Origin of the sequence: Streptomyces sp. 1331.2 (assembly GCF_900199205.1) — a bacterium.
GTDB lineage: Bacteria > Actinomycetota > Actinomycetes > Streptomycetales > Streptomycetaceae > Kitasatospora.
On record NZ_OBMJ01000001.1, the window covers coordinates 7,374,043 to 7,387,115 of the forward strand.

Below are 13,073 nucleotides of genomic sequence, written 5' to 3' on the forward strand. Positions count from 1 at the left end.
AGCCCACGTGCACCCCTTCCGCGTAGCCGTCGAGGCCGGCGACCATGACGCCATCGAGGCCCTCCTGGCCGAGGACGTCGTCTTCACCAGCCCCGTCGTCTTCAAGCCCTACCCGGGCAAGGCCATGACCGCCGCGATCCTGCGCGGTGCCGGACGGGTCTTCGAGGACTTCCACTACGTCCGCGAGATCAACGACGACGGCGGCCGCGACCACGCGTTCGTCTTCAAGGCCACCGTCGACGGTCGCGAGGTGCACGGCTGCGACTTCCTCCACGTCGACGAGGACGGCCTGATCGACGAGTTGACGGTGATGGTCCGCCCCCTCTCCGGCGCGCAGGCGCTCGCCGCGGCGATGGGGGCGCAGTTCGAGCGGATCACCGCCGAGGCGCTGGGTGGGTCCGTGGCATGATCGCGACCACGGGATTCCGCCGCTACGTCGCGGTCGGGGACAGCCAGACCGAGGGCCTGGGCGACGGTGACGAGGCGGCCGGATGGCGCGGCTGGGCGGACCGATTGGCCGAGACGATCGCCGGGCACGAACCCGGCCTGCTCTACGCCAACCTCGCCGTGCGCGGCCGACTCGCCGGCCAGGTGCGGGCCGAACAGCTCGCCCCTGCCCTCGCGCTGCGACCGGACCTGGTCACCGTGGTCGCCGGGATGAACGACCTGATGCGGCCGGGCTTCGACGCGGGCGAGGTGGTGGCGGAGCTGGACGCGATGTTCGCCGCCTTCACGCTCACCGGGGCGCGGGTGCTCACCTTCACCTTCCCCGACATCGGCCGGATCGCGCCACTGGCCCGCGGGCTGCGACCCCGGCTCCTGGACCTCAACGCGCGCATCCGGGCCACGGCCGACCACCGCGGCGTCGCGGTCGTCGACTTCTTCCCGCACGAGGTGACGACCGATCCGCGCATGTGGAGTGCGGACCGGCTGCACGCCAGCCCGCTCGGCCACGCCGGGATCGCCGCCGCGGCGGCCGACACGCTCGCGCTGCCCGGCAGCGACCGCGGGTGGGCCGAGCCGCTGCCACCGCTCCCGGCAGCGGGGCGCCCTCGGCGAGCCGCCCAGGAGGCCGCCTGGATCGGCACCTTCCTCGGACCGTGGCTGATGCGCCGCCTGCGCGGGCGCTCCTCCGGCGACGGAAGAGTCGCGAAGCGCCCGGAACTGCGGACCGTCGGGGCGCCCCGCCCGGCGCCCTGAGCGGCCGCCCCCAAAGGCCGTCAGACCGGCCCCTGAGCCGGCCCCCCGTGGTGCCGGCGCCGTGCGAGGGGTCGACGAAGCAGGTCATGAGGAACTCCCTGGTGTTTCCTTGGTGATGACGATGGCCGTGGCAGCGACGGCCTGGTCGACTGATCCCGCAAGCGACGCAGGGCCGCACGGTGCCGGAACAGCACCACGCGGCCCTGCGTACGGCTTGTCGGGTCAGCGGGCGGCCGGGGTCAGCAGTTGGTGGCTGCCAGCTCGACCAACGGCGCGCCGAGATCCTGCACGGCACCCTTGAGTCCGGCCCGACCGCCGAAGGCGGCTACCGGGTCAGCCTGCGCATCCCCCTCACCACCGACGGCGGCTGAATCGAGGACACACCCGGGCCCGCAGCGGTTGGATCCGACGCGAAGGCCCACCGCCGTGTGCCCGCTTCACCGGTGCTCGTCGGTGGCAGCATCGGTTCGTGACCGACAATCAGTTCCGTACCCCGATCGCGGCCGACGGTCGGCTCGGCGCGGCCTCCGTGCATCCGGGGTTCGCCGATCCGGCCTACCTACGGCGCCGGCAGGCGATCGCCGCGCCGGCTCGCGACCACAGGGTGGGCAACCCGTCGCCGCCGGTCGCCTACAGTCCGGCCGAGCACCAGACGTGGCGCAGGGTTCACCGGGCGGTGTGGGCGGCGCAGGCCGAGCACGCTTGCCGGGCGGCTCTGGAGGCCAGGGAGCGGGCCCCGCTCCCGGCCGACCGGATCCCGCAGCACACGGAGGTCGGTGCGCGCCTGCGGGCCCTGACCGGCTTCGACTTCACCCTGGCGGGGGGTGTGGTCGCCAACAGGCGGTTCCTCGGTTCCATGGCCCACGGGTACTTCCACGCGGTGCAGTTCGTCCGCCACCCGGCGGTGCCGTTGTTCACGCCGGAGCCCGATGTCATCCACGACGTCCTCGGCCACGGCATCCATCTCGCGGACCCGCGGTTCGCCGACCTGTACCGGCTTGTCGGGCGGGCGGCGATGCGGATCGACAATCCGGACGTGCTGCAGATGATCAGCGACGTGTACTGGTTCACCCTGGAGTACGGGGTACTTGAGGAGCACGGCAGGCCCAGGGCCTACGGCGCGGCCCTGCTCTCCTCCTACGGCGAGATGCGTCAGCTCCACCGCTGCCGCATCCGCCCGCTCGACATCGACGCCGTGCTCGCCACCGAGTACACCATCACCGGCTATCAGCCGGTGCTCTTCAGCGCCCGCAGCCTGGAGGAGGTCACCGACGTCCTGGCCGGCTTCCTGGACCGGCTCGACGACGACAGCGCACCCCTCCGGCGCACGAATCGATCCTGACACCTCAGCCGAGCCCGGGTGCGCACCCCGCGAGGAGCAGCGTCTGCCCTCCACCAGCCCCGAGCGGAAGAAGGAACTCCAGGCGCAGCAGGACGCGATCTTCGCAGCCGTCCCCGTCCCTCCCGGGGCTCCGGAGCTGTCCCCGCCCGCGGTCCGGCCCGTGCCGGCGGGCTGAACACCGAGCGGGCCGTGGGGCCCCATGTCCATGTCCGTGGGCATGGCGGCGGGCATCTACATCGCCGCATGGTCGTGGGTCACGTTCTCGCCGGTGCACAGATACGCCTCGATCCCCGGGCCCTGGCCGGGCGGGGCCACGCTCGTCACGGCGATGGCCTGGGCAGGGCCGGACAGTCACTCCAGAGCGAGGTGCAGGGCGAACTGGGTCGCCGCGAGGGCGGAGACCGTCACTTCGAAGGTGCGGCGTCCGGGCCCGTTGGGCAGCACCGCGCCGATCGTCACGGCGATGGCCTGGGCAGGGCCGGACAGTCACTCCAGAGCAAGGTGCAGGGCGAACTGGGTCGCCGCGAGGACGGAGACCGTCACTTCGAAGGTGCGGCGTCCGGGCCCGTTGGGCAGCACCGCGCCGATCGTCGCGACGATGGCGAACCCTGCTGGCCGGCACCGCGATCGCCCTCGCCTCCGGACTGGTCGGCTACTTCCTCGTCCTGCGTGCCCAGACCTTCACCGGCGACACCCTCAGCCACGTCGCCTTCACCGGCGCGATGGCCGCTCTCGCCGGCGGCTACGACCTGCGGCTCGGGCTGTTCGCCGCGACCGTCGGCGTCGCCCTGCTGCTCGGCCTGCTCGGCCGGCGGGGACGGCCCGACGACGTCGTCATCGGCACCCTGTTCTCCTGGATCCTCGGCCTCGGCACCTTCTTCCTCACCCTCTACACCACCCACCGCTCCACCACCCAGGGCAACGCGGGCATCAGCGTTCTCTTCGGCTCCATCTACGGCCTGAACGGCACTCAGACCACCACCGCCGTCCTGGTCGCCGTCGCGGTCAGCGCAGCCGCCCTGTTGATCGCCCGCCCACTGCTCTTCGCCACCCTCGACGAGGCCGTCGCCACCGCGCGCGGGGTGCGGACGGGCGCGCTCGGCCTCGGTTTCCTCGCCCTGGTCGGAGCCTGCGCCGCCGAGGCCACCCAGGCAGTCGGCTCCCTGCTGCTCCTGGGCCTGCTCGCCGCACCCGCCGGTACCGCCCTGCGCCTGACCGACCGTCCGTACCGGGCCCTGGCCCTCTCCGCGGCGCTCGCCGTCCTGGAGATGTGGGCCGGACTGACACTCAGCGCGGCCGTACCCCGACAGCGCCCAGCTCCTGCACATCAGGATGGTCTCGGCGGGGGCCGCGGTCGGCCTGTCCACCGTCTATCGGACCCTCGCCGTCCTCGCCGCCGCCGGGCTCGCGGACGTCATCCGCGACGACTCCGGCGAGCGCCTGTACCGCCACCGTCCCGGCACCGACCACCGGCACTACCTCATCTGCCGCCGCTGCGGCCACAGCCTCGTGAGGGAGTTCGACCCAGTCGAGCACTGGGCAGAGAGGATCGTCGCCCAGTCCGGCTTCACCGACGTCCACCGCACAGTCGAACTCGTCGGCATCTGCGCCGCTTGTACCGGCGAGCCGAACGACGGTGAAACGTGACGGGTGACCACGGCGTCACCCAGTCCAACCCGTGTCGTGTTGCGCAGATGCGTCGGCCAATGGCACGGATCCGGAAGGTACGCGAGCGTGGTTGCCCCCTGCGGGATGACCAGGCCGGTGTCGGCGGCGACCGTCGGGCGTCGTGAGACCTCACGTACGGTGGCAGGCTGGAGCCGGTACGGCGGAGGCTTCCGCACGGTCGGTTCGCCTGCGGCCCGAACCGATCTGTCCTGCGTCTTCCGGGCGGAACGTGGTCGACCGCCCCCGGCCGGCTGCTGTCACCGCAGCCGGACCACGACACGGACTCCTTCGCCACGGTCCCTGGTGCATGGCGACCGAGCGGTGCCGGCCTCGACAGATGCGTCCCCGGACGCGGGTGCCAAGGGCATCCTCGGGAGTCGGGAGCATCGCGCTCGGCGACCTGGCGCTCCTTTCGAGCGGTGGTCAACGACCATCGCGGCTGACATCCTGGGAAGGAGGGCACGCCGTCGTCCGCGACTGTCGGGAACGACGGGAAGAGGGCGCATCTTCCTGGTGAATACGCGGCATGCGGGCGGCAGGGTCCGGCCTCCGGCAGCCTGCGGTCCGCGTCGGCTGGGCTGGACTGGGCATGCGAAGCCCGGGATGGAGGAGATCGCCATGGCCACCGCGATCAACCGCGGCGAGATCGAGGCCGACATCAAGGAGACGCTGGGCCTCGTCCCACACTTCTTCAGCAAGATCCCCACCGAGCTGCTCGGCCCGGAGTGGGAGATCTTCAAGCGGATCGAGCTCGGGGAGACGCTGATCCCGAACAAGTACAAGGAACTGATAGGCGTCGGGCTGCATGCCGAGACGAAGTGCAAGTACTGCAGCCTGTTCCACACCGAGGCCGCGAAGCTCTTCGGAGCAACGGACGAGGAGATCCAGGAGGCCGTCCACTACGCCAAGGCCAGCCTCGGCTGGAGCGCCTACATCAACGGCATGCAGGAGGACTACGACCAGTTCGCCGCCGAGCTGGCCCAGGTTACCGACTACGTCCGGTCCAAGGCGGCGTAATGCAGCTGGAACGGGTGCGGCCCACGGTGCTGCGCGCCACCTTCCACGCGTACGAGCTGGCCGCCCTGACCGCCGCCGCCCGTTACGTGGTCGAGGCCGCACCCCCCGACATACCCGCCGAGTCGCTCCAGCAGTTGGAACAACTGCTCGCCGCGTACGACGACCAGGTCCGGAACCTGCAGAATCCCGCGCCACAAGGAGGCGCGTGACCGTTGCGCACCACCGCCAACCCCGTCGGTGGTCGTCCCGGCGCTCGCGGGAGCGACCACCGACCAATCGGGTGGGGTGGACTGCGCGTCGCCACCCCGACACGCACGAGATCGATGAGGGGCGTTCCGGGGGTGACGTGATCCCGGTCGCCAGTACCCCAGAGGGGCTGGCAGCCCTTGCCGACCTACTCGGCGTTTCGCGCACCCGGCTGTCGGTCCACCTGGCCTGCCTGCGTGACTGCGGCCTCGTGATCACCGTGTCCGACGGGCGCCGCACCCGTGACGAACTCGCCGACCCTCGCCTCGGCCACGCCCTGGACGACCTGCGCACCGCCGTGGTCGCCGTGGAGACCGACCGCACCTGCCCGCACGCCGAGGCGAAGGACTGCTGCTGACCATGGCCACCCAGCTCTCCATGTCCCTCGGCCCCTCGCCGGCCCGCCGCGACGCACTCGCCCGCCGAATACGGCCGCTGGTCGCCGCGACCATTACCTACACAGGGCGATCGAGGCCGTTGTCGCCCTCGCCGCAGGCGCCCTCGCCTCCTCATCCGCCCTGGTCGGCTTCGGCCTCGACTCGAACGCCCTAGCTATAAAACTGCCGGACGTTGGTGACACATGGATCTCCGACTACGACGGAGTCCTGCCATGCCCCCTTCGCAGCAACAGCAGCAGGACCGCCAGGCCCACCGACGCCTGGCGGTCCTGCGACACGCCGAGGAGGTCACCGGGAACGTCTCGCTGACCTGCCGGTACTACGGAATCAGCCGCAACTGTTTCTACCGGTGGCAACGGCGCTACCAGGAGGAAGGCATCGAGGGCCTGCGCGACCGCTCCAGCACGCCGCACCACAGCCCCAACGCCACCGACGCCGACGTCGTGAACAAGATTGTCTATCTGCGGCAGAACTACCACTTCGGCCCGATGAAGATCCAGATGTACCTCAAGCGGTACCACGACATCGACATCGCCTGCTCCGCCGTCTACCGCATCCTCAAGCGGCTGGGTCTGAACCGGCTCCCCTCCTCCCAGCGCTACAAACGCCACGACCAGCGCCACACCCGCTACGAGAAGCAGCTGCCCGGCAACCGGGTCCAGATCGACGTGAAGTTCATCGAACCGATCGGCGTCCCGGCACAGACGGCGTCCCCGGAGCCTGTCCCGGTCACCGGAACGGCTCCCAAGCCCCGCCGCCGGGCGAAGTACTACCAGTTCACCGCGATCGACGACTGCACCAGACTGCGCGTCCTGCGGATCTATCCGCGGTGCGACCAAAAGACCGCCGTCCAGTTCCTGGACTACGTCCTGGAGCGGCTGCCGTTCCGCGTCGAAGTCATCCAAACGGACAACGGCGCGGAGTTCCAGTCCGCCTTCCACTGGCACGTGCTCGACAAAGGCATCGCCCACACCTACATCAAGCCGGCATCCCCGCACCTCAACGGCAAGGTCGAACGCTCACACCGCATCGACGCCGAGGAGTTCTACCGCATGCTCGCCGGTGTCGTCGACGACGACACCGGCGTGCTCAACGACAAACTCCGAGAATGGGAGGACTACTACAACTTCCACCGCCCCCACGGCGCTCTCGGCGGCCAGACACCCTACGAACGTCTCAAGCAGAAGACCGAGACCCACGTGTAACCAAGCTCCAGCAGATGCACAGCTAGGGCATCGAGCGGCGCATAGAAGTCATTGCGCATGACCAAGAGCACAGTGACAGCGGCGGAAGAGCCGCCCAGCTCCACGAGCTGGTCTACCGCCCGTAGACGCCTGTCGTCGGCACGCTGGTGCGAGTCGAGGACAGGCTGTGTGAGGAGTTCCTCGAACTGGTCGATCACCAGCAGAAGATGGTCGTAATCGGGCTCGGCAGCCAGGCGGGACTCGGCTGCTGCAACCAGGCCGTCGGCGGCGGCACCTGGCAGCCCTGCGCTCTCCAGCTCTGTGAGAAGGTCCTGGCCCGGGCGGGCGCACAGGGGCAGCCAACGGTCGCTGCCCGGGATCGCTCCCTCAGCCAACGCGGGCAGGACACCCGCGTTGATAAGCGACGACTTCCCTGCCTGCTGAGAACGTGGCTCGCCGAGCGATCCGCCTGATGGCCCTCCACGACCAACCCCCACCTTTTGCTCAGTCGCCAGACCGCTGTGAACGACAGCAACGCTGCGCTGTCGGACCTGTCAACCAAGAAGCCTTTCATGCCAATTGGCGTACGAGCATCCGCGCTGCGGGCCGACCGGATCCTCGACGAGGCCAAGCACACCGCCGACCCGATCCACCTCATCAGAGTCTTCGGCATTGCGCCGAATACCGCGATGCACTACCTTCGCGCAGCTCACCCCGCCCAGTTCCGTCCCGACCCCATCGCGCCGTGAGCTGTACATCCGGGCTGAGCCAAGGCTGTGGTGGCTTCGGGCCCTGTCTTCGCCGCGGACTGAATTTGGCTCTGCCCGCAGTTCCCCAAACGATCTTGCGCCTGGTGTAATGCCACGGTGATGTCGAGCGCCGGGGATCGAGGTGGCCCGGTGCGAGCGGGGGCGGGTGAGCAGATGGCGGAAGCAGAGCCTCGGAGTGCTGTAACGGAGCCGGCGCCGGTGGACTGGGAACTGATGCCCCTGGAAGGCGTCGGGCCGTTGTGCTTCGGCATGCGTGTCACGGAGGTCGCAGCAGTACTGCTGGGCATGACCGAGGTGCGTCGGTTCCAGGCTGACCCATCGTTTCCGGAGACCCTGGGCGTGGAGTTCGGCACGGGGCCCGCGGAGCCTGCCGTGTACGCCTACTTCGTCGGCGGCCAGCTCTTCTGCGTCGCGGTCGACGCGGTCCACGGACCCCAGGTGACGCTATGGGGAAGGGAGTTGACCGCCTGCGTCCCAGCCGACCTGGAACGGTTCCTTGCGCACGCTCATGACTGCGGGGTGATCAATGTGTCCTACGGTCCGCGAGGGAACCCCGGAGCCAACGGGCTCGGTCTGGTCGTGCGGGTCCAGGAGGTCGCTGGCGGCGACGTGGTGACCCGGCCAGTCATGGTAGGTCGGGCCTGGGCCGACCGGTGCACCGACGACTGGGAAGGCGCGATCCCGGAATGCGAATGGGTGGGCCGTCAGTGGACCTACCCAGGCCATTCAGAGCACTGGCCCCCGCCTGGCTACACGCCGAATTGGAATGGTTGGCAACCTCCCCGACGGATGTCTGCTGCAGGCGCCGGATCCTCGAGTACCGTGCGAACCCGCTGGTAACTGGCAGTTGCTGCCTCCAGGGCCAGCGGGTTCGTTGTCTCAGCCCTCCGGGATTCAGCGAACTGGTCGGTTTCTGGGTTGGGTCGTCTCCCAGACACCAGGGGCAGCGTTCCACGTCGCCAGCGGAGGCGGCGACGGCCGGGGAGGTGAGCAGGCCTCGTACATTTCTCGACCACCAGGAGGTGCGGGCGCAGGGCCTCGACGGCGCGGGCCACGTGCAGCCAAAGACCGGATCGGGTTTCAGGGTTGAGCCCGGCGCGGCGGCCGGCGACCGAGACGTCTTTGACAGGGGAGGCCTGCCGTGAGGACGCACACCCGCGGAACGTCAGCCCAGTCGATGGTGGTGATGTCGCCCAGGTTCGGCACACCGGGCCAGTGGCGGGACAGGATCGCGGACGGGCCGGGTTCGCTCTCGGCGTGCCAGAGGACGGAGCCGCCGAACGAGGCCAGCACCCCAGGTCGAGACCGCCGTACCCGCTGCACAGACTCCCGATCAGTGGGCCGCGGCCTGCAGCCGGGAATGCGAGCGTCATCGCAGGCTCCGCGGGCCATGAGCGGCAGGCAAAGGTGGTGTCGGCGCAGGGTTGTTCAATCGCACCGCAACAGGCGGGCGGCGGCAGATTGGCTCAGCGCGGCTTGACGGCGCAGGTCCTCGGATGGCGGCAGGAGATGCAGGGTGGCCTGGTCCAGGGTGCGGGCACCGTGGCGGAGTGGATGTGGTCGGGTGCGTGGCGGACGGCGACCCAGCGACAGGCGGCGGTGTCGCCTTCGGGGGCGATGCCGGTGGCGTGGACGATGCGGCGGGCGATGGTGGCCCACTCGGCGTCGTCGAGGTGGCGGTCACCGGGGGCGGTACGGACGGAGCAGTGCCAGATCCTGGTGACCGGGGCCTGCTTGCCGAGGGCCTTGACGGGCTGGTCGAGTTGGTTGGCGAGCTTGGCGACTTGGCGCCGTTCCGGGTTGGGGCCGGGGTCGGGTGCGAAGCCGTTCCAGGAGGCGACGAGGTGCTGGTCGGTGTGTTCCTCGTGTTTGCCTGGGCCGAAGAGGTAGTAGGTGAGGGGGAAGGAGCGGTCGGTGCCGGTGCGGAGCTTGGGGATCACCGGCGGACCAGCCAGTTGACCGCGTCGTCGACCGCGTCGATGGAGGCTTCGACGCGGGCCAGGAGGAGGCGCAGGTCGGCGCCCGCCTGGCCGCCGGCGTTGAGGAAGTGCGCTACCTGGTTGAGGTTGTTGCCCACCGCGCCGAGCTGGCGGTTGGACTCCATCAGTTCCTGGATGCCGCGCCGGTAGTCGGCGATGGCCGCGCTGGGGTCGCTGCTCGCGGCGGCGGCCACGGCGGCGGCTGCGGTGTAGCCGCCGGGGGTGAGTTGGGCTCGGGCGGCGGCGCGCTGCAGGAGGGACCACTCGGGGTCGCTGAATCGCGGGCAGATGCGGTTGGTGCGCGGCACGCTCTGGCGCAGGCGTCGGCGGGTGGCAGCACTGGGGGCTTCGGCGGTCGGCTGGGTCTGCTGCTTCTCCTCCTTCGTCGGCACCCCTGGGCCGACTCCCCGGTCGGCGGCAGGCCCCTCTGGGTCTGCCAACGACCGGGGAGCCTCCGCCCCCTTCGGGGCGGGGGCGGGGTAAGGACTCCTTACCCCACAACTTGCTCCGCCAGGAGCCTGATCGCGGTCACTGACTGGTCGAGCTGTGGTGGCGCCTGGGTGGGACGTGCTCATCGGCTGGCCTCGGTGTCGCGCTGGTGGATGTCGAGGAGGAGGTCCTCGACGAAGCCGAGGGCGAGGACGGGGTGGTGGAGGGTCCAGGGGCGGGAGTGCCGGCCGCGCTGGACGCTGCGGGCGCCGTCCGGGCCGGTTTCGACGCGGTGCAGCTGGCCGCGCTGGGTGAGGACGTCCCCGCCGCGCTGGCGGAGACGGACGAGCAGCGCGCCGAGGTGCGGGCGTGGCTGTGGCGGGTCGTGATCGCCGACGGCGCCCGCGCCCTCACCGCCGCCGGCCGCTGGACCGAGGCCCTGCGCCACATCGAGGAACACCGCGGCATCGGCCGGCGCATCCTCGACGGCCGCCAGGTCGCCGTCCTCGCGTGCGCCACCGCCGGCGACTTGCCCGGCGCCCTCGCGCTGCTGCAGGACACCGAGCCGGGCGACCCGTGGGAGCGCGCGGTCACCGCGGTGCTCACCGCGCTGTGCCGGCCCGGCGATCAGCGGGCAGTCAAACGGGCGATCGACCATTGCCTCACCTTTGAACCGGACGAGGGCCTGGCCGTCTTCACCACCCGCCTGGCGCTGACCGCCCTCGACGCCGCCGACCTCGACACACCCGCCGCCCGAAACCTCCTCGCCCACCTGACCAGCCGAACGGGTGCATCCGGCGACGGCTATGCGCTGCGCGACCTCCTCACCCACGAGGGCGTCCGACGCCGTATCGACCCGATCCAGGGCGCGGCACTCGAACGGGCTCTCGCCGCCTGCGCACTGGGCTCCGCCGCCCTGCCCGACGTCCTGCGCAACCGGCTGGAGGGGGCACTGGGACAAGCCCAGGAGGTGCTCAACGGATCCCCGTTCGACCCAGCGCGCCCGGAGGAGATCCGCTTGGGCGGCACATCCGAACAGCCTTGGGCGCCAGACCTGTCGGTTACCGCTGGACCACATATCTGATGACCCGTTAGGAAAGTCAGCAAAAGGTCAGCATTGATCCGACCAGACGCCGTCAGGGGCGCTCAGACCTGAGACTCGACGAGCCTTCCGCCGGCATCGTTCCGGTGCTCGGCGCGGTCCCCCGTTCACCCCGTGTGCGACCGGCCGGGGTCCGGCCCTCCGAGTCGGCGGAAGCGGGCCCCGGAATGTTCGGAAGGAGCGTTACCGCAGGTCAGCGCGCCCGGCCGCGTGCCTTCAGCGGAATCGACGGAAGCTCCGGAGCCGGCAGGCGGTCGCCCGGGTAGCCCTCGACGGCGCCGAAGCGGTCGGGGTTCGCGGAGCTCATCCATTCCTCGCGGGCTCGGGTAATGTCTTCGTGAGACCGCCCGACGAAGTTCCACCACATGATGATCGGCTCCTCGAAGGGCGTGCCGCCCAGCAGCACGGCGCGGGCGTCGCCGTCGGTGGTGTTGGTGAGGGTGATGGTGGTGGGGCCGGGAGCGAGGTAGCCGAGTTCGGCGCGCCGCAGCGGGGTGCCGGCGAGGCGGATGTCGCCGTGGTCGACGAGGAGGCCGTGTTCGAAGGCGGGGTCGACGTCGAGGGTGACGGTGGCGTGCGGGCGCAGGTGGATCTCGGCGCCGAGCAGCGGGGTGAAGGTGGGAACGGGGGAGGTGTCCCCGGCGAGGGTGCCGAGGAAGACCCGGGCCTCGCCGCCGCCGTCCAGGGCGACCGGGGCGGGCGCGTGGTGGTGGAAGTCGCGGGCGGTGTGCAGGTGTTCCGCGGGCAGGGCGATCCAGAGCTGGACGCCGTGCAGGACGGTGGTGTCCGGGGTGGAGACCTCGGAGTGGGCGATGCCGTGGCCGGAGGTCATCAGGTTCACCTCGCCCGGGCGGACGTACGCGTGCACGCCGTGGCTGTCCCGGTGCTCGATCTCGCCGGTGAACAGCCAGCTGACGGTCTGCAGCCCGGTGTGCGGGTGCGGGGCGACGTCCATGCCGCCGGTGCCCGCGACGTCGTCGGGCCCGTAGTGGTCCACGAAGCACCAGGCGCCGATGAGGGTGCGGGAGCGTTGCGGAAGCGTCCGTCGGACGGTCATCGCGCGGGGGCCGCCGAGCGGGACGTCCCGGGCGGGCAGGACCTCCACCCGTGGGGCAGCGGCGGCGTTCGGCTCGGTGAGGTCGGTCTCGGCGGTGCTCACGGTCGGTCCTCCCATGGACAAGTAGTTCGATATTCAACTACTATGCCATGGCAGAGTGGCAGGCGACAGTGATCAGCCTAAGGAGTCCAGGTGAGTGACGTGACAGTGGTCCCGGCGGACCGGCGGGTGTTCATCGACAAGCAGAGCCCCCAGGCGTTCAAGGCGCTGACGGCAGCCGCCGAGGCGGCGCGCGAGGCCGCGGCAGAAGCCGGGCTGGACCGTCGGCTGGTGGAGCTCGTCAACCTCCGGGTGTCGCAGATCAACGGCTGCGCCTACTGCCTGAACGTGCACACCAGGGCCGCGCTGCGCGAGGGCGAGACCACCCAGCGGCTGGGCGTCCTCCCGGCCTGGCGCGACACCGAGCTGTTCACCGCCCGGGAGCGCGCCGCACTCGCGCTCGCCGAGGCGACCACCCACCCGGCCGACGCGGCCGCGCAGGAGACCGCGTACGGCGCCGCGCGCGAGGCGCTGAACGACGCGGAGATCTCGGCGGTGATCTGGGTGGCGATCACCATCAACTCCTTCAACCGGGTCTCGATCATGAGCAAGCACCCGGTCCGTCCGACGCCCGGTCAGTAG

General features: G+C 70.6%; 15 protein-coding genes and 4 pseudogenes. 15 read left to right on the plus strand and 4 right to left on the minus strand.

The features are described from left to right. Positions 1 to 7: 7 nt before the first annotated feature. From CRP52_RS31915 to CRP52_RS31965, 12 genes and pseudogenes are all read left to right on the plus strand, one after another. Positions 8 to 409 carry a nuclear transport factor 2 family protein gene (locus CRP52_RS31915; protein WP_097239566.1) on the plus strand — a complete coding sequence of 134 codons (402 nt, stop codon included), beginning with the start codon at positions 8 to 10 and terminating at the stop codon, positions 407 to 409. Next, on the plus strand, positions 406 to 1,200 hold the full coding sequence (locus CRP52_RS31920) for an SGNH/GDSL hydrolase family protein (protein ID WP_097239567.1): 795 nt from the start codon (positions 406 to 408) through the stop codon (positions 1,198 to 1,200). Before CRP52_RS31915 ends, CRP52_RS31920 begins: the two co-directional genes overlap by 4 nt. A gap of 179 nt (positions 1,201 to 1,379) precedes the next feature. After that, positions 1,380 to 1,571, plus strand: a complete 192-nt coding sequence (locus CRP52_RS31925) for a hypothetical protein (protein WP_097239568.1) — start codon at positions 1,380 to 1,382, stop codon at positions 1,569 to 1,571. Positions 1,572 to 1,669: 98 nt separating this feature from the next. Beyond that, a complete protein-coding gene (locus CRP52_RS31930) occupies positions 1,670 to 2,542 on the plus strand; it encodes a phenylalanine 4-monooxygenase (protein ID WP_097239569.1) in 873 nt (290 codons plus the stop codon). A gap of 31 nt (positions 2,543 to 2,573) precedes the next feature. Beyond that, positions 2,574 to 2,717 (plus strand): annotated as a pseudogene (locus tag CRP52_RS40005) (ATP nucleotide 3'-pyrophosphokinase); the annotation flags it as partial. A gap of 469 nt (positions 2,718 to 3,186) precedes the next feature. Next, positions 3,187 to 3,783: pseudogene (locus CRP52_RS40010) on the plus strand (metal ABC transporter permease); the annotation flags it as partial. Positions 3,784 to 3,874: 91 nt separating this feature from the next. Continuing rightward, positions 3,875 to 4,189, plus strand: a complete 315-nt coding sequence (locus CRP52_RS40015; protein WP_257032959.1) for a transcriptional repressor — start codon at positions 3,875 to 3,877, stop codon at positions 4,187 to 4,189. Positions 4,190 to 4,828: 639 nt separating this feature from the next. Continuing rightward, positions 4,829 to 5,227 carry a carboxymuconolactone decarboxylase family protein gene (locus tag CRP52_RS38615; RefSeq protein WP_179852994.1) on the plus strand — a complete coding sequence of 133 codons (399 nt, stop codon included), beginning with the start codon at positions 4,829 to 4,831 and terminating at the stop codon, positions 5,225 to 5,227. Next, on the plus strand, positions 5,227 to 5,436 hold the full coding sequence (locus CRP52_RS31950) for a hypothetical protein (RefSeq protein ID WP_097239572.1): 210 nt from the start codon (positions 5,227 to 5,229) through the stop codon (positions 5,434 to 5,436). The genes CRP52_RS38615 and CRP52_RS31950 overlap by 1 nt, the downstream gene beginning before the upstream one ends. Positions 5,437 to 5,603: 167 nt before the next feature. Beyond that, positions 5,604 to 5,831, plus strand: a pseudogene (locus CRP52_RS31955) (helix-turn-helix domain-containing protein); the annotation flags it as partial. 20 nt (positions 5,832 to 5,851) lie between these two features. Continuing rightward, positions 5,852 to 6,015: pseudogene (locus CRP52_RS40020) on the plus strand (cation transporter); the annotation flags it as partial. A gap of 68 nt (positions 6,016 to 6,083) precedes the next feature. After that, positions 6,084 to 7,076, plus strand: a complete 993-nt coding sequence (locus tag CRP52_RS31965) for an IS481 family transposase (protein WP_097239574.1) — start codon at positions 6,084 to 6,086, stop codon at positions 7,074 to 7,076. Here CRP52_RS31965 and CRP52_RS37815 read toward each other — a convergent pair. Next, positions 7,037 to 7,552, minus strand: a complete 516-nt coding sequence (locus CRP52_RS37815) for an nSTAND1 domain-containing NTPase (RefSeq protein WP_373560540.1) — start codon at positions 7,550 to 7,552, stop codon at positions 7,037 to 7,039. The two genes, CRP52_RS31965 and CRP52_RS37815, sit on opposite strands and share 40 nt — an antisense overlap. Before the next feature lie 24 nt (positions 7,553 to 7,576). Between CRP52_RS37815 and CRP52_RS31975 the strand changes: the two genes are divergently transcribed. Further along, on the plus strand, positions 7,577 to 7,804 hold the full coding sequence (locus CRP52_RS31975) for a hypothetical protein (RefSeq protein WP_097239576.1): 228 nt from the start codon (positions 7,577 to 7,579) through the stop codon (positions 7,802 to 7,804). A gap of 1,487 nt (positions 7,805 to 9,291) precedes the next feature. Here the strand turns inward: CRP52_RS31975 and CRP52_RS40655 are convergent. Both CRP52_RS40655 and CRP52_RS31990 read right to left on the minus strand, forming a co-directional pair. Beyond that, the gene (locus CRP52_RS40655; RefSeq protein ID WP_097239578.1) at positions 9,292 to 9,765 is read right to left on the minus strand and encodes a hypothetical protein; all 474 of its coding nucleotides are present in this window, start codon (positions 9,763 to 9,765) and stop codon (positions 9,292 to 9,294) included. After that, positions 9,762 to 10,196, minus strand: coding sequence for a MobC family plasmid mobilization relaxosome protein (locus CRP52_RS31990; protein ID WP_257032960.1), 435 nt, complete (start codon positions 10,194 to 10,196; stop codon positions 9,762 to 9,764). Before CRP52_RS31990 ends, CRP52_RS40655 begins: the two co-directional genes overlap by 4 nt. Positions 10,197 to 10,402: 206 nt before the next feature. Here CRP52_RS31990 and CRP52_RS37820 point away from each other — a divergent pair, with 206 nt between their 5' ends. Continuing rightward, positions 10,403 to 11,317: a hypothetical protein gene (locus CRP52_RS37820; RefSeq protein WP_179852995.1), complete on the plus strand. Its 915-nt coding sequence runs from the start codon at positions 10,403 to 10,405 to the stop codon at positions 11,315 to 11,317. Between the two features lie 211 nt (positions 11,318 to 11,528). Here the strand turns inward: CRP52_RS37820 and CRP52_RS32000 are convergent, their stop codons facing one another. Next, positions 11,529 to 12,509 carry a pirin family protein gene (locus CRP52_RS32000; protein ID WP_097239579.1) on the minus strand — a complete coding sequence of 327 codons (981 nt, stop codon included), beginning with the start codon at positions 12,507 to 12,509 and terminating at the stop codon, positions 11,529 to 11,531. A gap of 75 nt (positions 12,510 to 12,584) precedes the next feature. Between CRP52_RS32000 and CRP52_RS32005 the strand changes: the two genes are divergently transcribed. Next, entirely contained in the window at positions 12,585 to 13,073 is a 489-nt protein-coding gene (locus CRP52_RS32005; RefSeq protein ID WP_097239580.1) for a carboxymuconolactone decarboxylase family protein, read from the plus strand.

Coding starts and splice junctions, on each gene's coding strand:
- CRP52_RS31920 (WP_097239567.1), top strand. CDS start 406: ATGATCGCGACCACGGGATTCCGCCGCTACGTCGCGGTCGGGGACAGC.
- CRP52_RS40015 (WP_257032959.1), top strand. CDS start 3,875: ATGGTCTCGGCGGGGGCCGCGGTCGGCCTGTCCACCGTCTATCGGACC.
- CRP52_RS38615 (WP_179852994.1), top strand. CDS start 4,829: ATGGCCACCGCGATCAACCGCGGCGAGATCGAGGCCGACATCAAGGAG.
- CRP52_RS31950 (WP_097239572.1), top strand. CDS start 5,227: ATGCAGCTGGAACGGGTGCGGCCCACGGTGCTGCGCGCCACCTTCCAC.
- CRP52_RS31965 (WP_097239574.1), top strand. CDS start 6,084: ATGCCCCCTTCGCAGCAACAGCAGCAGGACCGCCAGGCCCACCGACGC.
- CRP52_RS32000 (WP_097239579.1), bottom strand. CDS start 12,509: ATGGGAGGACCGACCGTGAGCACCGCCGAGACCGACCTCACCGAGCCG.